General features: G+C 68.5%; 13 protein-coding genes. 3 read left to right on the top strand and 10 right to left on the bottom strand.

The window, feature by feature from the left end; translation table 11 throughout:
• Nucleotides 1-36: 36 nt before the first annotated feature.
• Complete coding sequence (locus QCD70_RS06640; RefSeq protein ID WP_301214403.1) at nt 37-747, bottom strand: hypothetical protein; 711 nt, start codon at nt 745-747, stop codon at nt 37-39.
• A 580-nt stretch (nt 748-1,327) separates the two neighbouring features.
• Between QCD70_RS06640 and QCD70_RS06635 the strand changes: the two genes are divergently transcribed.
• Both QCD70_RS06635 and QCD70_RS06630 read left to right on the top strand, forming a co-directional pair.
• Nucleotides 1,328-1,540 (top strand): hypothetical protein, encoded by a 213-nt coding sequence (locus tag QCD70_RS06635; RefSeq protein ID WP_301214401.1) that lies wholly within the window; start codon nt 1,328-1,330, stop codon nt 1,538-1,540.
• Between the two features lie 279 nt (nt 1,541-1,819).
• Nucleotides 1,820-4,714, top strand: coding sequence for an alpha-L-rhamnosidase (locus tag QCD70_RS06630; protein ID WP_301214399.1), 2,895 nt, complete (start codon nt 1,820-1,822; stop codon nt 4,712-4,714).
• Nucleotides 4,715-4,803: 89 nt separating this feature from the next.
• Here QCD70_RS06630 and QCD70_RS06625 read toward each other — a convergent pair whose 3' ends face one another.
• From QCD70_RS06625 to QCD70_RS06590, 8 genes are all read right to left on the bottom strand, one after another.
• Nucleotides 4,804-6,330, bottom strand: coding sequence for a glycoside hydrolase family 43 protein (locus QCD70_RS06625; protein WP_301214397.1), 1,527 nt, complete (start codon nt 6,328-6,330; stop codon nt 4,804-4,806).
• Nucleotides 6,327-8,810: a beta-glucosidase family protein gene (locus tag QCD70_RS06620; RefSeq protein ID WP_301214395.1), complete on the bottom strand. Its 2,484-nt coding sequence runs from the start codon at nt 8,808-8,810 to the stop codon at nt 6,327-6,329. Before QCD70_RS06620 ends, QCD70_RS06625 begins: the two co-directional genes overlap by 4 nt.
• Nucleotides 8,811-8,813: 3 nt before the next feature.
• Nucleotides 8,814-10,601 (bottom strand): glycoside hydrolase family 3 protein, encoded by a 1,788-nt coding sequence (locus tag QCD70_RS06615; protein ID WP_301214393.1) that lies wholly within the window; start codon nt 10,599-10,601, stop codon nt 8,814-8,816.
• On the bottom strand, nt 10,598-12,772 hold the full coding sequence (locus tag QCD70_RS06610) for a beta-galactosidase (RefSeq protein WP_301214391.1): 2,175 nt from the start codon (nt 12,770-12,772) through the stop codon (nt 10,598-10,600). Before QCD70_RS06610 ends, QCD70_RS06615 begins: the two co-directional genes overlap by 4 nt.
• Nucleotides 12,769-13,620, bottom strand: a complete 852-nt coding sequence (locus QCD70_RS06605) for an ATP-binding cassette domain-containing protein (RefSeq protein WP_301214389.1) — start codon at nt 13,618-13,620, stop codon at nt 12,769-12,771. Before QCD70_RS06605 ends, QCD70_RS06610 begins: the two co-directional genes overlap by 4 nt.
• Entirely contained in the window at nt 13,617-15,560 is a 1,944-nt protein-coding gene (locus QCD70_RS06600) for a dipeptide/oligopeptide/nickel ABC transporter permease/ATP-binding protein (RefSeq protein WP_301214387.1), read from the bottom strand. The genes QCD70_RS06605 and QCD70_RS06600 overlap by 4 nt, the downstream gene beginning before the upstream one ends.
• On the bottom strand, nt 15,557-16,501 hold the full coding sequence (locus QCD70_RS06595; protein WP_301214385.1) for an ABC transporter permease: 945 nt from the start codon (nt 16,499-16,501) through the stop codon (nt 15,557-15,559). Before QCD70_RS06595 ends, QCD70_RS06600 begins: the two co-directional genes overlap by 4 nt.
• A gap of 95 nt (nt 16,502-16,596) precedes the next feature.
• Nucleotides 16,597-18,135 (bottom strand): ABC transporter substrate-binding protein, encoded by a 1,539-nt coding sequence (locus QCD70_RS06590; protein ID WP_301214383.1) that lies wholly within the window; start codon nt 18,133-18,135, stop codon nt 16,597-16,599.
• Between the two features lie 101 nt (nt 18,136-18,236).
• Between QCD70_RS06590 and QCD70_RS06585 the strand changes: the two genes are divergently transcribed.
• Nucleotides 18,237-18,842, top strand: a complete 606-nt coding sequence (locus tag QCD70_RS06585; RefSeq protein WP_301214381.1) for a TetR/AcrR family transcriptional regulator — start codon at nt 18,237-18,239, stop codon at nt 18,840-18,842.
• Here QCD70_RS06585 and QCD70_RS06580 read toward each other — a convergent pair.
• Complete coding sequence (locus QCD70_RS06580; RefSeq protein WP_301214379.1) at nt 18,839-19,687, bottom strand: aldo/keto reductase; 849 nt, start codon at nt 19,685-19,687, stop codon at nt 18,839-18,841. The two genes, QCD70_RS06585 and QCD70_RS06580, sit on opposite strands and share 4 nt — an antisense overlap.
• Nucleotides 19,688-19,690 lie beyond the last annotated feature (3 nt).

Here is a 19,690-nt window from a genome sequence, read left to right as displayed (position 1 = left end):
TGGTGGACGCAGAGTGTGGAATCGTCCAGACCTGCCTCAGTCAGCAGCAACAATGGTGTACACATCCGCGACGACATTGTTGCTGCTGACGCTGTCACCACCGGAACCGTCAAGGATCGTCACGGTTACCGTTCCCGTGGCCGTTACTGTGGCACTGTTCTGGACGAGGGTCAATGTCAGGTTTGAAGTGTCGGCGCCCGCTCCGAGAGTCGGCGTATAGGTCAGCTCAGCGAAGCCTGCCCCATCGTCAGAAACGACGGTCCATCCGCTGCCCGCGAATGTGGCGGTCGTGAAGAGAGGGTATTCAACGAACACGGTGATCGGGCCCGTCGCGGCCACGTTCAAGAGTTCGTCAAGAGCGATGTCCGCGGTGATCGTTCCATTCGGTATCGTGCTGTCGGACGACAATTCGAGCGTCGGAGTGAAGTCCGGCACCGTCGCACCCGGCGTAGTGGGTGCCGGCGTAGTGGGTGCCGGCGTAGTGGGTGTCGGCGTAGCGGGCGCCGTCGTAGTGGCAGGAGCGGCTGCAGCGGGCGGGCACGGGGCAGCAGCCTGAGCAGACGGAGCGGTGAACGTGCTGAACGCCCCCGCGCCGACAATGAGAAGAAGCGTCAGTCCAAGTGCCGCGGCACCTCGGCTCTTCGTACGCCGCGCGACGAGCCAGAAGGCCATTCCGAGCGAGATGACGATTGCGCCCGCGACGAGCGGAATCCAGGGTTCGAAACCGGTATTTGCGAGACAATTCATTGTGGACTTCCTCCATCGTGTCACCACGTGCTGCGTGGATCGCTCTAGCACTGAACGCGCTTCGTGTCTCAGAGTAGGAGAAATCGGAGAAGGTGTCGACGAAAATTCATTAATTGCCTGCCGCAGAGCCCCCTGGGGGCTTCATCGTCCGATTAACAACACCATGTGACTCCATGAAGGCTTCCGGGGGAACTCGAGACGGATTCTACTTACTGAACGAAATCAAGACGTACTTGACACACCGCCTCGAACTGATGCATGGGTGACCCCGTCCACGTTTCGAACATATATTTTAAACTCTGGCGGCGCGGTGATGGCGGCGAGCCTAGCAACAACCCCGGATAGTGTTCGCACTCGCTTTGAGTGGGACGCGAGAACGTTCGACGTCGCCAGGAGACCGTTGCCCTGGCTCGACCGGTCACCGAGGTGGTCGACCATCACGCACGGTCGGCACGGCGCGGGTGGCGGGCTGCTCGAGCACCTGGTCTATCGCCTCGCTGGCCGGGACCAGGTGGGTCACTGGCCGTCGTCGACCCCGCCCGGCTCGAGGCCGGCTGGGCGGTGTCCGAGGTTCGGACCCTTGACGTTCACGCACGTGCACGTCTCGTCGGCTTTCTCGGTGCATCACGGCACCAGAAGCCCCGCAAAACTCGTGACCATGGCGGCCGCACACAGCGCGACCTCCGCGGCGATCACCCACCGAAACGGCCCCCACGAGGCCGTCAGACGCATCCGGCAGTGCATCGAGTCAGCCGCTTCCCCCATCGTCGAGGTGCAGGTGGACGACGCCTGACTGTGGCCCGCCGAGCGTCACGGTGCTCACTCACGGTGACAACGCCGACGCCGAGTGGGCGCCCTCGCGCGACAAGGAGCACCTCGCCGCGCTGGCCGAGCCCGCCGAAGAGTACTGGGAAGCCCGCGCCGCTTACGGGTGAACGGACCGCCACCGGAGGCGCGCTCGCCCGCTGAGCGCGCGCTCGCCCGGGCTGCCCACTAGCGGTAAAAACCGAACAACTGTAAGGTTTTTGAAACGGTTCACTCGCCGTCTGTCCCACGCCTCAATGGAGAGTCCATGTCCCATTCCACTGCCCCCGTCGTCTCGAAGCTCTGGGCCGAGGGCCGGGGCCGCCCCGACTTCCTGGCCACGGGCATCCCGTCGCTCTCGTGGCAGGTGACCACGGATGCGCCGGGCTGGCTGCAGGCATCGGCCGACATCGAGGTGCGCCGCGGCTCTCAGGGCGACTCGGATACGGGGAGCACGGAGTCGTTCACCGTCGAGGGGCGCGAGTCGCAGCACGTCGCCTGGCCGTTCGCGCCGCTCGCCGCCTACGACTCGGTCGAGGTGCGCGTGCGTGTTCACGGTGAGGACGGCTCGGAGTCGGAGTTCGGCGACTGGCACGTCCTCCGCACCGGCCCTCTCACCGCCGACGACTGGGTCGCCCCCTTCATCGCCGTCGACGGACCGACCGATGCCGACCTCGCGCAGCGCACGAACCTGAGCCGCGGCACCGTGCGCTTCCGCACCGAGTTCACACCCCGCGACGACGTCACCTCCGCGGTGCTCTCCGCCACCGCCCACGGCATCTACGAGCTCACCCTCGCGGGCAGCGTCGTGGGCGACGAGGTGCTCACCCCGGGCTGGACCGCCTACGACGACCGCCTCACCTTCCAGAGCTACGACGTGACCGACCGCCTCGCCGCGGGCGAGGCCGTGGTGCTCGGGGCCACCGTGGCCGAGGGCTGGTACCGCGAGCGCTTCGGGTTCGACGGCAACTTCGCCACCTTCTACCCGGGCCCCGTGGCCCTCTCGGCCCAGCTCGTCGTGACCTACGAAGACGGCACGATCGAGCGCGTTCTCACCGGCGACAGCTGGCAGGGCACCGCTGCGGGGCCGGTCGTAAGCGCGGGCATCTACCCCGGCGAAGCGTTCGACGCCCGCGAAGACGACGACGCGCTGACTGTCGTCGGCGCCGCGTTTCCGGCACCGACAGGCGTGCACGAACTCTCACCGCAAGAAGCCGACCCCGCGCGGCTCGTGCCGTCGTTCGCGCCGCCCGTGCGTCGCATCCAGAGCGTGCCCGCGCAGCGCATCTTCACCTCGCCGTCGGGCAAGACCCTCGTCGACTTCGGCCAGAACCTCGTGGGGTGGCTCGAGCTGCGAATCGACGCGCCGGCCGGTCACGAGGTGACCCTGCGCCACGCCGAGGTGCTCGAAGACGGCGAGCTGGGCATCCGGCCGCTGCGCTTCGCGAAGGCGACCGACACGTTCACGGGCGACGGCGGCGAGCGCGTGTGGAGCCCGCGTTTCACGTTCCACGGATTCCGCTACGCCGAGATCACGAACTGGCCGGGCGAGCTCGCACTCGACGACATCTCGGCCGTGGTCGTGCACAACGACATGGTGCGTACCGGCCATCTCGAGACGAGCAATCCGAAGCTCGACCAGCTGCACTCGAACGTGCTCTGGGGCATGCGCGGCAACTTCCTGAGCCTGCCGACAGACTGCCCGCAGCGCGACGAGCGCCTCGGCTGGACCGGCGACATCCAGGTCTTCACTCCCACCGCCAGCTACCTCTACGACACGAGCGGGTTCCTCGGCTCGTGGCTGCGCGACCTCGAGGCCGAGCAGCGCACGGCCGCGGGCGTGGTGCCGTTCGTCGTGCCGAGCCCGCTTCCGATGCCGCCGATGGCCGCGGCCGCGTGGGGCGACGCGGCGACACTGGTTCCGGATGCCCTCTTCGAGCGTTTCGCAGACCGCGCCGCGTTGGCCGCGCAGTACGAGAGCATGACCCGGTGGGTCGACGTGGTGGATGCGCTGGCCGGCGACGACCACCTGTGGACGGGCGGGTTCCAGTTCGGAGACTGGCTCGACCCGAGCGCGCCGCCCGAGAACCCGGCGAAGGCCAAGACCGATCCGGACATCGTGGCCACCGCCTACTTCTACCGCTCGACGGCTCGCACCGCGGAGGCCGCCCGCGTGCTCGGCCATGACGCCGACGCGAGCCGGTACGGCGAGCTGGCCGACGGCATCCGATCGGCTTTTCTCGCCGAGTATGTGACGCCCGCCGGCCGCATGATGTCGGATGCGCACACCGCGTACGCGATCGCGATCGGCTTCGAGCTCATCACCGAACCGCAGGCGCTGGCCACCGCAGGCGCGCGACTCGCGGAGCTCGTGCGCTCGCACGGCTACCGCATCGGCACCGGATTCGTGGGCACTCCCCTGATCTGCGACGCGCTCGTGCGCGGAGGGCAGAGCGACGTGGCGTTCAGGCTGCTGCTCGAGGAGGGCTGCCCGTCGTGGCTGTACCCGATCACCATGGGCGCGACCACGATCTGGGAGCGCTGGGACAGCATGCTGCCCGACGGCAGCATCAACCCCGGCGAGATGACATCGTTCAACCATTACGCCCTGGGCGCGGTCGCGGACTGGATGCAGCGCTCCATCGGCGGCATCGCACCCGGCGCACCGGGCTACTCTGTCGTCGAGATCGCGCCTGTACTCGGGGGCGGGCTCACGAGTGCGCACGCGAGCCTCGACACCGGCTTCGGCGTCGTCGACGTGTCGTGGATGCTCGAGGGCCCGTCGTTCTCGCTCGTCGCGGTGGTTCCGCCGAACACCACGGCCCGCATCACGCTGCCGGGCACGGCTTCTGCCGACGCGATCGAGGTCGGATCGGGGCGGCACGAATATACGGTCGACGTGTCATCGCTGGTCGCCGCTGCCGACACCGAGCCGCTGACGATGGAGACTCCCCTGTCTCGGATCGTCGGAGACACCGAGGCGCGTGACGGACTCGAAGCGCTCTTCGCGGAGCTCGGCTACTTCATCGGCCTGGGCTGGACGAAGGACGGCCGCTGGAAGAGTGGCAGCCCCCTGGGAAAGTCCCTCATCATGATGCCCCCGCACAACGTCGCCCGCGTGGAGCAGTACCTCGCCACCCTGAACGCCTCCCGCGCCGCATAGCTCTCGCCAAGAGTGCCCCGTGCGGACAAGAGTGCCCGGTGCGCCGGTAACTACTGTCCGCCCGGGGCACTACTGCTGAGGGCCGCGGGTCAGTCTTGGCCCGTGTAGTGGAAGGCGGTGAAGGCAACCTCGCCGCGAGTCGCGTAGAGGCCGATGACGCGGCCCGTGAACGACGCGGCCGTCTCCTGCGAGAGGTAGCGGCCGTCGACACGCGCCAGCTCGTGCTGCTCGCCGTCGGCGGTCACGGCGCTCAGCACCACCTGATCGCTCGTGAGGTTCGGCAGGAACCCCTCGCCGACAGACGCCACGAAATCGAGGCGGAGGGTCACCGGCGACGCCGTGGCGACCTCCACAGACCACTCCTGCCGGATGCCCGCCACGGCCGCGCGCGCGGTCACCCGCCCCGCAGACACCTCGACCTCGTAGTGGTGCAGCTCGTCGTAGCGAACGCCCAGCCCGCCGAGACCGTCCGATCCGGGGTCGACCAGCACCGACACCGAGGCGAGCGGATGCTGCTGGCGATACCCGAGGAACGCCGGCCTCGGATCGTCGAGGGTCGACCCGTCGCCGCTCAGAACGACGTGCCCCGGCCGCTCGCTCAGCGACGCGAACGACGACGGATACCGCCGCACGCCGATCCACTCGAGCCCCAGAGAGGAGCCCTCGAACGAATCGGAGAACTCGAACTCCCCCGCCCGCGGGTTCAGCAGAACCGGGTCGGCCTCGAGCCATCCGTCGTCAGTCCAGCGCGCGTCGGTGATGAAGGTCTCGCGCCCCATCGCCGAGAACGCCTGCGTCATGCCGGTGGGCCGCATGCCGAGCATCACGATCGCCCAGCCGCCATCCGGGGTCTCGACGAGGTCGCCGTGCCCGGTGTTCTGGATGGGCCGCGACGTGCTGCGCGCCGACAGGATGGGGTTGCCCGGCCCCGGCTCGAACGGCCCCGCCGGGTGCGTGCCACGGGCCACGCTGATGCCGTGCCCTCGCTCCGTGCCGCCCTCGGCGATCACGAGGTACCAGTAGTCACCGTGCTGGTAGAGGTGGGGAGCTTCCGGGAACTTGAGCCCGGATCCCTGCCACAGCGGAACGGGCGGAGAGAGCACGGCGCCGGTCGAGAGGTCGACGGTCACCTGCAGGATCCCGCCGTGCTCGCCGGGAGGGTTGCCGCTGGTCACGTCGAGCCCCGAGTAGGTGATGTACGCGAGCCCGTCCTCATCCCAGGCGAGGTCGGAGTCGATGCCGTGCACGCCGTCGACGAGCGTGCCGTCGCTCCAGGGGCCGGCCGGGTCGGTGGCCGTGAAGATCAGCATTCCGCGACCCATCGCGTCCGTCACGACGACGTAGAACACACCGTCGCGGTGCCGGATGGTCGGAGCCCACGCCCCGCCCAGCGTCGGCACAGCGTGCGAGTCGAGCTGACCCTCACGCGAGACGACGTGGCCGATCTGCGTCCACTCGACGAGGTCGCGGCTGTGGAACACGGGGATGCCGGGCAGGTACTCGAAGGTCGAGTTCACCAGGTAGTAGTCGTCGCCGACCTTGAGCACGCTCGGGTCGGGGTAGAAGCCCGCGATGAGCGGGTTGGGCCACCCTGCGCGAGTGCCGCTCTCGCTCACGCGGTCACCTCGACCGACTTCGAGCGGGCGAGCGCCGAGACGCTGGTGCCCGCGTGCAGGCGGAACACGCCCGGCTCGTAGTGCCAGCCCGGGGCGCCCTGCGCATCCACGCCCCAGTCGGCGAAGGCGCGAGCCGACACCGGAATGGTGACCCACGCGCTCTCGCCCGGTTCGACGCGCACGGCGGCGAAGCCGACGAGCCAGCGCACAGGGCGGTCGATGGCCGACGAGTCCCGCGAGGCGTAGAGCTGCACGACCTGCTTGCCGGGGCGGGTTCCCGTGTTCGTGACGCGCACGGCGGCGGAGATGGTGCCGCCCTCGGCGATCGACGAGGTGTCGAGCGCGAGGTCATCGACGGTCCAGGTCGTGTAGCCGAGACCGTGGCCGAATTCGTAGGCGGGCTCGGTGCCGGCCTTCAGCCAGGCCCGGTACCCGATGTGGATGCCCTCGTCGTACGACACGACGCCGTTCTGGGGCGTCACGTCGATCACGGGCACGTCGGACTGCTCGACCGGCCAGGTCGTGGGCAGGCGGCCGCCCGGCTCGGCGAGCCCGAGCAGGATGTCGGCGACCGCGTCTCCGTATTCCTGTCCTCCGAACCAGCTCAGCAGAACGGCGGCGACCTCGTTGCGCCACGGCAGCAGCACGGGCGATCCCGAGTTGACCACCACGACGGTGCGCGGGTTGACCGCGGCCACGGCGCGCACGAGTTCGTCCTGTCGACCGGGCAGCGCGAGCGACTCGCGGTCGTAACCCTCGGATTCGACCCGCGAGTTCGTTCCGACGACCACCACGGCCACCTCGGCCGAACGGGCCGCCTCGACAGCGTCGGCGATGAGCTGCTCCGGGTGGGAGCGATCCGGCTCGATGCCGATCGTGATGCTCAGCGCGCCGGCCAGCGGGCCGCCCTGCTCGATGTCATATTCGATGGTCACGTCGATCGGCTCGCCCTCGACGACAGGAACCGCGACCGAGCTCGAGGGCGGTGAGAGGAACGCGGCACCGAGGTCGGTTCCGGCCGTGACCACGTTCTCCTCATGCAGCAGTTCGCCGTTCACGATCACGCGGCCGTTGCCGGCGCCCGCGAAGCCGAGCAGGATCTCGCCCGTCGCATCCGGCGTGTACCGGGTGGTGAACTCGAGCGACGAGGCCTGCGCGATCGGGGCGTCGCCCCCGAACCAGACGAGCGCCGACGCGCGGCGATCCTCGTCGAAGATCGAGGCACCGGATGCGTCGAGGAACCGCACGTGCGCGCCCGGTTCGCCCGTGGCCGGGTTGGTCATGCGCTCGAGAGGAAGCTCGGCGATGCCCTCCTGCACGACCGCGCCGACCGAGTAGCTGATCGCGACGTCGGGAAGGGCGCTGCGCAGGCCATCGAGCGGCGTGACCACCTTGTCGGGAAGAACCGTGGCGCTTCCGCCGCCCTGGGTGCGGGCGAAGCGGGCGTTGTGGCCGATCACGGCGACCGATGTCAGCGACGAGGCATTCCACGGCAGCTCCGCGTTCTCGTTGCGCACGAGAACCGCGCCCTCGACCTCGGCGATGCGCGCGAAGGCGACCCCGTCTTCGATCACGACCGGCTCGGGCACGGGTGCGTCGAAGCCCTCGAGCGCCCCGACCCGTGCGGCCAGGGCCAGCAGGCGCAGCACCTTGCGGTCGACGGCCGACTCCTCGATCTCGCCGGCACGCACGGCGGCGACGAGGGCGTCGCCCCAGGGGCCGGCGGGTCCGGGCATCACCAGATCTTGCGAGAAGCGCGCGCTGTTCACGTCGCGCACGGCGGTCCAGTCGCTGATGACCACGCCGTCGAAGCCCCACTCCGAGTTCAACGGGGTCTCGAGCAGGTCGTTCTCGGTCACCGTGGCGCCGTTGACGGAGTTGTACGAACTCATGACCAGCCAGGCGTGCGCCTCGGTGATGGCCTTCTCGAAGGCGAGCAGGTAGAGCTCGCGCAGGGGGCGCTCGGCCACCCGCACGTCGACAGTGAAACGGTCGGTCTCGAAGTCGTTGGCGATGTAGTGCTTGGGCGTCGCGCCCACGCCGTTCTCCTGCATACCCTCGACGTAGGCGGCGGCCAGGTCGGCGGTGAGCACCGGGTCCTCGCTGAACGCCTCGAAGTGGCGGCCGCCCAGTGGCGAGCGGTGCAGGTTGATGGTCGGGCCGAGCACCACGTCGACTCCCTTGCGACGCGCCTCCACGGCCGCGACGTTGCCGTAGCGGCGCGCGATGTCCGCATCCCACGAGGAGCCGAGCGCGGTGGCCGAGGGCAGGTTGAGCGACGGGCTGCGCTCGTCCCACACCTCGCCGCGAACACCCGACGGTCCGTCGGAGACGAGCATGCGGCGCAGTCCGATCTTCTCGAGCGGCCACGTGGCCCAGAAGTCGTGCCCGGTGAGCACGAGCACCTTCTCCTCGAGGGTCAGCTTCGACAGCAGTTCGAGCAGTCGCGGGTCGGTGGTGGCCTGGATGAGGTCGGTCATGTCTCAGTTGCTTTCTGTTGAACGTCGGTCGCTGGAATAGCTCAGCCCGTGGCCGAAATCGAAGAGGGGGTCGGCGAAGCGGTGCGGTTGGTCGAGGTCGCCCGAGAGCACGTCGGCCATCGAGCGCGGCAGCTGGAACGGCAGGCGTCCCTCGGGCTCGGCCCGGCCGAAGAGCACGTCGAGCACGGCGCGGTCGCTCGATCCGAAGTCGGCGACCAGCGCCGCCGCCTCGGCCGCGATCTCGGGGATGACCGCCGGGCGCTCGAGGTTCTGCACCACGACGGTGGGCCGAGCCGCGAGCGTCTCGCGGATGCTCGCCAGCTCATCGGGGGCGAAGTCGAGCGGACCCGAGTGGAAGTTGCTCTCGAAGATCGTGGTCTGCCGGTGATCGTGCGGGGTCGACAGGCGGAGGATCACCACATCGGCGTCGTCGACCGAGCTCGCGACGTCGGCGTACGCGAACAGCACCGCGTCGTCGATGTCGGGTGCGAAGACGCGCAGGCCGTTCGCCAGCGGCAGGGTCGGATGCGCCGGATCGCCGTTCGTGAGCAGCGTCAGCGAGCGGCGCTGGGCCTCGAGGCCGGCGGCCACGAGATCGGCCCGGCCCACGACATCCGCGGCCTGCGCCGGGTCGAGCGGCTGGGCGTCGAACAGGCCGAGCCGCAGCTTCTCGCGCAGGATGCGCCGCACCGATGCGTCGATGCGCGCCTCGCTGACGCGGCCGTCTCGCACGAGCCGGGCCACGAGCGAGCTCTCGGAGTCGCCGCCGAACTGGTCGACACCCGCCTCGAGCGCACGCTGCGTGCGGGCTGGCGGATCGAGCTGCTCGATGCCCCACGCACGCGCCACGAACATCTGCCCCATGATCTCGTGGTCGTTCAGCACACCCCAGTCGGTCGAGATGATGCCCTCGAACTCGAGTCCTTCGCGCAGCATTCCCGTGATGACCTGGCGGTTGAAGGCGAAGGCCACCTCTTCGAGTTCGGTGCCCACGGGCATGCCGTAGTAGGCCATGACCTGGTTCGCGCCGGCCGCGAGCGCGGGAGGGAAGGGGACGACGTGCTCGGCGAGGTGTCCGCCCGGGTAGACCTGCTCCCTGCCGTGGGCGAAGTGCGGGTCCTCCCCGTCTTTCTGGGGGCCTCCGCCCGGAAAGTGCTTGACCATCGTGGCCACGGAGTCGGGCCCGAGCTCGGGAGTCTGCACGGCCTCGATGAATGCCGAGGCGAGTTCGCCCGTGAGCTCGGGGTCGCCGCCCCAGGTGCCGCTGATGCGCGACCAGCGGGGCTCGGTCGCGATGTCGACCTGGGGGCCGAGCAGCAGACGGATGCCCACGGCCCGGAACTCCTGCCGCACCGCGTCGCCGAAGCGGCGGGCGAGCTCGGGGTCGCGGGTGGCGGCGAGCCCGATGGGCTCGGGCCAGGCCGAGAAGTCGCCGGCCCAGTGGGAGGCGCCGGCGCGCTCGGTCACGGCGGAGCGCGGGTCGCTCGACACCGTCACGGGAACACCCGATCCGGTCTGCCGGGCTAGCACCTGCAGCGCGTTGTACCAGCGCGCCTGCTCGGCGGGCGGCAGCACGTTGACCAGGTTCATGTGGGTCACGTGGTGCTTCACCACGAAGTCGTGTACCGGGCCCGGAAGCAGCGGCTGCCCGTCTTCGTCGGGAATGGCGGAGTCGTCGACGAAGGCCATGGCGTGGAACATCTGGCCGGCCTTCTCGTCGAGTGTCAGCGACGCGACGATCTCCGCCAGGCGGGCTTCTCCGGCCTCGTCGAGTTCGAGCGAGCGGGTCATGGTGTCTCCTTGTGTGAGGGTGTTGCAGAAGGCGTCGGAGATTCGGTCGCGAGCACCCGCACGTCCCACGCGCCCAGCTCGAGAGCCGAGCCCGACGCGAGCACCGGGCCCTCGGCATCCAGCACGTCGACGAGCTCGCGCGGAATCGCAACCGAGTGCTCGAGCCACGACCAGTTGTGCACGAAGAAGACGCGGCGTCCGTCGGGCCCGGTCGAGCTCGTCACGGTGACGCTGGGCGGCAGGTCGCCCCACGCGGCCACGGGTTCGGCGACGAGCCACTCGGCGATCGAGTGGGCGAGTTGCTGGTTGGGCACGGTTCCGACCATGGTGATGCGGCCCGCGCCGTGAGCCCTCGTGGTCACGGCGGGCCAGCGGCCGAAATGCGGATGCACATACGACACGAGGTCGTCGGCCGTGGTGGGGGTGAGTCCGTCGATCCAGTCGGTCGCCGCCGAGCCGTCTCGCAGGGCGAGTCCGGCGACGCCGTCGGGCGCATCGGATGCCGCGGCCACCTCGAGCGGCTCGGTCAGGTTCGCGAGCTCGTCGTACCAGGCCCCCGCCGCGTCGTCGAGGCGCGCGGGCTTCTGCTCGAGGCGGGCGCGGCCCTCCCTGTCGGAGTAGGAGGAGCGCGGCCCGAGAACGAGGTGTCCGCCGGCCTCGGCGTAGTCGCGCAGCCAGTCGAGCTCGGCGTCCGCCGCCGTGAAGAAGGCGGGCACGATGAGCACGGGCAGCTCGGCCGCGACCGCGGCGGCGTCCCGGCCCGCGATCGGCTCCACGCCATCCGCGGCCCGCGTGGGGAAGAGCTGCTGCGGTCGCACGAGCCGCGTCTGCAGCCCCGCGTCGAACGCGCCCCGCACGAACGACGCCATGATCTTGCGGTACGCGTCGGCATCCAGATACTGGCCGGGCGCGGGGAACGGAGCCTGCGACGACAGGGCGAACTTGCTGTCGGAGTCGTAGAGCACGGCGACGTCGACGTCGGGCGTGCCGTCTGAGACGAGCTCTCCCGCGCGGCCGAACTCGGCACCCAGCAGCGCCAGCTCGCGATAGGTGCGACCGGGCTTCTGGCTGTGAGGCAGGATTCCGCCCCAGTAGGTCTCGGTGCCGAAGTGCAGCGTGTGCCAGTGCCAGTACTCGATCATGTCGGCGCCGCGGGCGACGAGCGCCCAGGCGGCCTGGCGCCACTGTCCGTCGTAGGGCGAGAAGTTCATGGGCGAGTGGCCGATCGACGAGGCGTTCGTCTCGGTCACGAGAAAACGGGCCTGCTTCGACGAGTACATGAGGTCGGCGAGGTGGAAGAGCGCCCAGGTGCCCTTCACGATCCAGCCGGTCGAGCGCTCCTCGGTCGACGGGTGCGCGAGAGACGACTCCATCTCGTAGTAGGCGTTTCCGCTGGCCACGTCGAGCTCGGCCGAGAGGTCGACGTCTTCGACGCCGAGCTGGTCGTACGAGATGCAGGTGGTCACGAAGTGCGCGGGATCGGCGATCTCTCGCACGATCGCGGCCTGCCAGCCGATGAACTCGGTCACGAGCTTGGCCTGGAAACGCCGCCACGCGAGGTCGTACTGCGGCTGGTAGTTGCCGTCGGGAACCCAGAGGTCGTCCCAGGTCGAGAGCCGGTGCGACCAGTAGACGAGGCCCCACTCGCGGTTCAGCGTCTCGACATCGCCATAGGTGTGCCGCAACGAGTCCTTGAACGCCTCGAAGACGCCGTGGTTGTAGAGCAGTCGGATGCCCGGCTCGTTGTCGACCTGGTAGCCGATGATCGCCGGGTGGTCGCGATAGCGCGTGACGATCTTGCGAATGATGCGCTCGGCGTGAAACAGGAACGCCGGGTTGGTGAAGTCCATCTCCTGCCGGTTGCCCCAGCGGTTCGGCACGCCGGTCGCCACGTCGGCCGCGACCTCCGGATGCTTGCGGGCCAGCCACATGGGCAGGGCGTACGTCGGCGTGCCGAGGATCACGCCGATGCCGCGCGCGTGGGCGCCGTCGAGCACGGGCTGCAGCCAGTCGAGATCGAAGACGCCGTCCTCCGGCTCCCACGTCGACCAGACGGACTCGCCCACGCGGATGACCGTGAACCCGGCCTGCTGCATGAGGTCGAGGTCGTCATCGAGCCGGGGGCTCGGCTGGTACTCGTGATAGTAAGCGGCTCCGAAACGGATGCTCACAGAGCTCCCGCCTGCTGGCCCTGCTCGGCGAGAAGGCGCTCGCGGTCGGCCCGACGCTGCTCCTGCCGCACGGGGTCGGGAACCGGAGCGGCGAGGAACAGTCGCTGCGTGTACGGGTGCGTCGGGCGAGCGGTGACCTGATCGCCGTCGCCCCACTCCACGATCTCGCCGTGGTACATCACGGCCACGCGGTGGCTGAGGTTGCGCACCACCGCGAGGTCGTGGGAGATGAAGAGGTAGGCCACGCCGGTACGCTCCTGGATCTCCTTGAAGAGGTCCATGACCCGCGCCTGCGTCGACAGGTCGAGGGCGGAGACAGGCTCGTCGCACACGATCAGTCGCGGCTCGAGGGCGAGGGCCCGCGCGATGGCGATGCGCTGACGCTGGCCGCCGGAGAACTCGCGCGGCAGGCGGTCGGCGGCCGACTGCGGCAGGCCGACCTGGTCGAGCAGCGACAGGACCCGACGCGAGGCCTCCTTCGCCGGGATGTTCTTGACCGTCAGCGGCTCGACGAGGATCTGCTCGATCGTCAGCGACGGGTTGAGCGAGGTGTACGGGTCCTGAAAGACCACCTGGATCTCGCTCGACAGCGCACGACGCTCACGACGACCGAGGTGCGCGATGTCGGAGCCCTTGTAGAGGATGGAGCCGCCCGTGACCGGAGCGAGTCCGAGCACGGCGCGACCGAGCGTCGTCTTGCCCGATCCCGACTCGCCCACGAGACCGACGGTCTCGCCGGCACGGATGTCGAGCGAGACCCCCTTGAGGGCCTTGAAGGGTTCCTTGCGGAATCCCTTGATCGGGTATTCGACCACGACGTCTTTGACGTCGAGCAGCAGCTCGCTCATCGCAGGCCCTCCTTCTCTGTCTGTGCGGTGACGAGCTCGCCGCGGGCTTCGCCCTCCTCGAGGATCGCCGCGAAGAGCGCTTTCGTGTATTCGTGCTCGGGGGCCGCGAAGATCGACCGCACCGGACCGGTCTCGACGATGCGGCCGGCACGCATGACCGACACCCTGTCGCACAGGTCGGCGACGACGCCGAAGTTGTGGGTCACCAGGATCACGCCCATGTTCAGTTCCGCCTGCAGCTCGCGCAGCAGGCTCAGAACCTCGGCCTGCACGGTCACATCGAGGGCGGTCGTCGGCTCGTCGGCGATCAGCAGGTCGGGGTCGCACGAGATGGCGCCCGCGATCAGCACGCGCTGGGCCATACCGCCCGACACCTCGTGCGGGTACGCGTCGAAGGTGCGCTGGGGGTTCGGGATGCCGACCCGCTCGAGCAGTCCGAGGGCACGCTTGGTCGCCTCCGCCTTGCCGAGTCCGAGCACCACGCGCATCGGCTCGACGAGCTGAGAGCCGATCGTGAACGACGCGTCGAGGTTCGACATGGGCTCCTGCGGAATGTACGCGATCTTCGCGCCGCGGAGCTTGGTCATCTCGTTCTCGGTCGCGTGGGCGAGGTCTTTTCCTTCGAACGAGATCGACCCGTCGATGACGCGGCCTCCGTCGGGCAGAAGGCGGAGAACGCTCCACGCGGTCTGGGTCTTCCCCGATCCCGACTCGCCGATCAGTCCGTGCACCTCGCCGCGACGCACGCGCAGCGACACGTCGTTGACCACGACCTTGATCGACCCGTCGGGCTGGTCGTAGCCGACCGCGAGGTTCCTGACCGAGAGCAGCTCTTCGCCGAACGGGTTGCCGGTCGACGACCGGCCTCCGTCTTCGGGGTCCGGATGCACGACCACGGGGTGCACGATCTCTCGGGGCTCCGAGGCGGCGGGCTGCTCGAGGGCCAGGCGGCGCTCCTCTTCGGAGATCGTGGCCATGCCGACGGTGGAGAGGTGTGCAGCCTTGACGATGGGCGCCTCGGTGTCGCGGTTGCGGTTCCTGCGACGCTTGACCGGACCGGCCGTTCGCTCGAGCTCGTCGCGCATGACGTTGGCGAGCAGCGTCAGCGCGATGCAGGTGAGGGCGATCGCCGACGCCGGCCAGATCATCAGATCGGGGTTGGTGTAGATCTTGGCGAACGCGTCGTTCAGCATCGATCCCCAGCTGGGCACCGTCGTGTCGCCGAGGCCGAGGAAGTCGAGTCCGGCCTGGATCGCGATCGCGATTCCGGTGATCATGGCGGCCTGGATGATGACGGGGGCGCGCACGACCGTGAGGATGTGTCGGGCGATGATCCGGGCATCCGACAGCCCCGCGACTCGTGCCGCGTCGACGTAGAGCTCGTTGCGCACGGCCGAGACCGAGGCGTAGACCAGGCGGAAGAAGGCGGGCGACAGCAGAACACCGAAGATGGCCATAGACAGCCACATCGACGGGCCGAGCACGGCCCGCGCGGCGAGCAGCACCACGATGCCGGGGAGCGCCATGAGCAGGCCCGCGAACCACGACGAGACGGAGTCGAACCACTTGCCGAAGTATCCGGCGATCAGACCGCTGACCACGCCGATGACCGCGGCGACCGCGAGGGCCAGCAGTGCGCCGGCGAGCGAGAACCGCGTGGCGAAGAGGAGTCGCGAGAGAACGTCGCGCCCGGCCGAGTCGGCACCGAGCGGGTGCTCGCCTCCCGGAGGAGCGAGAACCTCCTGCAGCGAGGCGGTGTTCGGATCGGACGGCGCGAGCAGCGGCGCGAAGATCGCGGAGAGCACGAGCAGCCCGAGGAAGATGAGGGCGATGAGGCCCACGGGGTTCTTGAGCAGCTTGCGGAACAGCGAGACCCGGGCGGCACGTTCTTCGAGCGCGGGAGTCAGCTGCGGATCGGGCAGGGGCATGGAGGAGGTCACGAGAGTCGCACCTTCGGGTTGAGGAAGCCTTGCAGAATGTCGATGACGAGGTTGACGACCACGACGATGATGGCGGTGACCACGACGAGGCCCATCACCAGCGGGATGTCGCCCTGGTTGGTGGCGGTCACGGCAACCTGGCCGAGGCCCGGAATGGCGAAGACCTGCTCCACGATCACGGCTCCGCCGAGAAGACCGACGAATTGCACGGCGAGAACGGCGAGGGCCGGGCCACCCGCGTTGCGCAGCACGTGCTTGTAGATGACCCGATTCGCCGAGAGCCCGCGACTGCGCAGGGTGCGCACGTAGTCCTGGCGCAGGGCGTCGATGACCGATCCGCGGATCTGCTGGGTCACACCGGCGATGCCGCCGATGGCCAAGGCGATGACGGGGAGCGTGATCGATGACAACCAGCCCGAGGGCGACGTCGCGAACTGCACGAAGCCCGTCGGCTTGAACCAGCCGAGGTTGATGGCGAACACGATGACAAGGCCGAGGGCGATGAGGAACCCGGGGATGGCGAAGCCGAGAACGGAGATGACCTGCACGAGCCTGTCGGGCCACCCACGCTGACGCGCGGCCCACACCCCGAGCAGCACGGCGACGATCGCGCTGATCAGCGTCGCGCCGATCACGAGCGACAGTGTCACGGCGACTCGCGACGAGATGGCCTGGATGACCTCCTGCCCGGTGAACCACGATGTTCCGAAGTCTCCGATGACGGCGTGGGACACCCAGTCGACGAACTGCTCGTAGAGAGGCCGGTTGAGACCCAGCTGTTCCGTCTTCTGGGCGACGGTCTCGGCCGTCGCGGTCTGGCCGAGGATGCGGCGGGCGATGTCGCCACCGCCGACGTAGAGCAGGCCGAAGGCGATCGTCGAGATGACGACGATCAGCACGACGCCGGAGGCCAAACGCCTCAGGATGAATCTCAACACCATTGTTCCTTTACGGGAATGAGGAGGGATGAAGCTGTGGGAGACGCCCCGCCGGTGCCGACGACACGATGTGTCGGCACCGGCGGGGCTCAGGGCGGCTAGGCCTTGGGCGTGATGTTCCAGAGGTAGGGCACGGCGTTGCCGGGCTGCATCACGACCGAGGTGTTCGCATCGGTCACGTAGGTCGACTGCGGGCGGTACCACGGTGCGAACCAGGCGTTGTCGACCAGGTACTTGTTGAGGTCCGCGGCCGCCTTGTCGGCTTCCTCCTCGGTTCCGTTCTGCACGGTGGCGATGTAGCCGTTCACCGTGTCGTCGGTGGTGTGATACGGGTTGAAGGTCGCCGTGGGAGAGATGAGGAACTGGATCAGCTCCCAGTCGCCACCCTGCTGGAGGGGGATGTAGACCACGGGGTACTTCGGGGTCAGCACGTCGGCGATGAAGTTGTTGCCGGGCTCACCGTATTCGACGGTGATGCCGACATCGGCGAGCTGCTGCTGGATCAGCGTGAACGTGGCCGTTCCGAGAAGGGGCGTGCTCGGCATCTGGATGGTGACGCCGTCGGCGTAGCCGGCCTCGGCCAGGAGCTCCTTGGCCTTGGCGGGGTCGTAGTCGTAGGCCGAGTCGAGGCTCTTGTCGTAGGCGGCGGAGCGCTCGGGGAACACCTGGGTGGTGGGGGTGCCGAAGCCGCTCTCGACCGTCTTCAGCATCGCGTCCTTGTCGAACGCGTAGTTGATGGCCTGGCGCACCTTGACGTTGCTGAGCGCAGGGTCGACGGTGCCGTCGCGGTCCATCAGAGTGAGGCCGGCCCAGTTGAGCTCGAGCGGGTTCGCCGTGAAGCCGGAGGCCTCCATCTGCGCGACATCGTTGTTGTTGAGGGTGTTCGCCGCGTTGACCTGTCCACCCTTGACGGCGTTGAGCAGAGCGGTCGGGTCGCCGTACACGTTCATCACGATCTTGTCGTAGTGCTGGTTCTCGGCGTTCCAGTAGTCGGGGTTCTTGTTGAACACGTAGGAGGTTCCGATGACGGTCGCCGCGGTGTCGAGCGTGTAGGGACCGCTGCCGACCGGGACGGTCTGGATGTCGGACGACTCGAAGGCGCTCGGCGCCTCGACGAGGCCCGCGTTCTGCGAGAGGTAGGTGAGGAGCGCCGGGTTGGCGGCCTTGAGGGTGATCGTGACGGTCGTGGCGTCGGTGGCGACGGCATCCGTCATGTCGACCAGGTACGAGGCGTTGGGGCCGGCGCCGTCACGGAAGCGGACCAGGTTCTGGGCCACGGCCTCGGCGTCGAGGGCGGTGCCGTCGGTGAACTTCACGTCGTCGCGCAGCGTGAGAGTGAGCTGCGTCTTGTCGTCGTTGTACTCCCACTTGGTGGCGAGTCCGGGCTGAACCTCACCCTCGGTGTCGGCTGTGAGGAGGGTGTCGTAGACGGCCTGCATGTAGGGCGACTCGTTCGCCCAGTTCGACTGCGCTGCAGCGAACGTGGTCGGCTGAACGATCTGACCGAGGGTCAGCGTCCCTCCAGAGTCTTCGCTACCACCGGATGAGGCGGAGCAGCCGGTCAGGCCCAGTGCGACGACGGCAGCGACCGCCGCCAATCTCTTCCATCGGAACATCATTGTCTCTTTCGGGTGCATGTAGACCCCCATTGGGCTACGTCTGGAGCGACGCTAACACGAAAAGCGAGTGACCACTAGGTTTTGACCGGATCGTTATTTTCGCCGGTAGAGTCGCCCCCATGACTGTTACCGGAAAGCCCCGCGGCACCTACGCGAAGACCGCTGCCCGGCGACGAGAGATACTCGAGGCCGGCATCGAGGTCTTCTCGTCGAACGGCTTCCGCAGCGGCTCGATCCGGGAGATCGCCGAGCGGGTGGGCATGAGCCAGGCCGGGCTGCTGCACCATTTCTCGAACAAGAACGAGCTCCTCGCCGGCGTGCTCGAGTTGCGAGACGACCAGTCGCGCACACTGACGAACATGGACAACCCCGACGGTCTCGAGCAGATTCGTGGCCTTGTCTCCCTTGTCGAATACAACGCCAGCGTTCCCGGCCTTGTCGAACTGCACTGCATTCTGTCCGCCGAGGCCACGTCGGCAGACCATCCCGCCCACAGGTACTTCATCAATCGGTACAAATGGGTCGTCGGATTCACGACCGCGGCCTTCGAGAACATGAGACACGAGGGTCGGCTCGAGGTCGGCGTCGACCCGGCCAGCGCCGCGCGGTCTCTGGTCGCCCTGATGGACGGCCTGCAAGTGCAATGGCTTCTCGACAAAGACTCGATCGACATGGCCGAGGAGACCCGGCGTTACGTGCAGTCGCTGCTCACCGTTCCGCTCTAAGCGGCGCTCGCCCGGATCTCGTCGCCGAGCAGGACCGCCTGCTCCGCGGTGAGCTGGATCTCGCTCGCCGCGGCCGACAAGCGGATCGTCTCCTCGCGGGTCGCCCCGGTGATGGGAATCACGGTCGCTCCCTGAACGAGCAGCCAGGCGAGAACGAGCTGCTGGGGCGACGCGCCTCGCTCCGTCGCAAGCGTTCTGACGAACTCGTTCGCGGCGAAGCGCGACCAGTCCGAGACGACGCTCAGAGGCGAATATGCCAGATACGGCATACCGATCTTCGTGACATACGAGAGCACCGCCCACGAGTCGTGCCGCGAGAGGTCGAGCCGGTTCTCCACCGCGTCGATCACCGTGACCGACTGGGCGCGCCTGAGCTCGTCTCGGCTCACGTTCGACACCCCGACCCGTTTCACGAGGCCCTGCTCACGCAGTGCCGCGAGCGCCCCGACGCTCTCCTCCAGAGGAACCTCGGGATCGGTCTTGTGAAGCAGGTAGAGGTCGATGGCGTCGACGCCCAGCGCCTCGAGGCTGCCTCGGCAATCGGCGGCGATCGCCTCGGGACGCCCGTCGACCGGAAAACGGTCGCCGTCGCGGTAGTGGCCGCCCTTCGAGATCACGGTCACCGAGCCGTCACGGATCGACGAGCCGAGCGCCCGCGCGACGAGCCGCTCGTTGTGATGCCTCTCGTCGGCCGTCGAGTAGGCGAGCGCAGTGTCGATGAGCGTGAACCCGGCATCCACCGCGACGCGCAGCAGCTCCTCGCGCCGCGCGTCGTCGAGATGCTCCGCGAAGGTGAGACCGGCCCCGCCGAAGGCGATCGACGACACCGACAGGTCGCCGAGCATGCG

It is taken from the genome of Agreia sp. PsM10, from assembly GCF_030433855.1.
Classification (GTDB): Bacteria; Actinomycetota; Actinomycetes; order Actinomycetales; family Microbacteriaceae; genus Agreia.
This window is presented reverse-complemented; position numbering and strand designations above follow the sequence as displayed.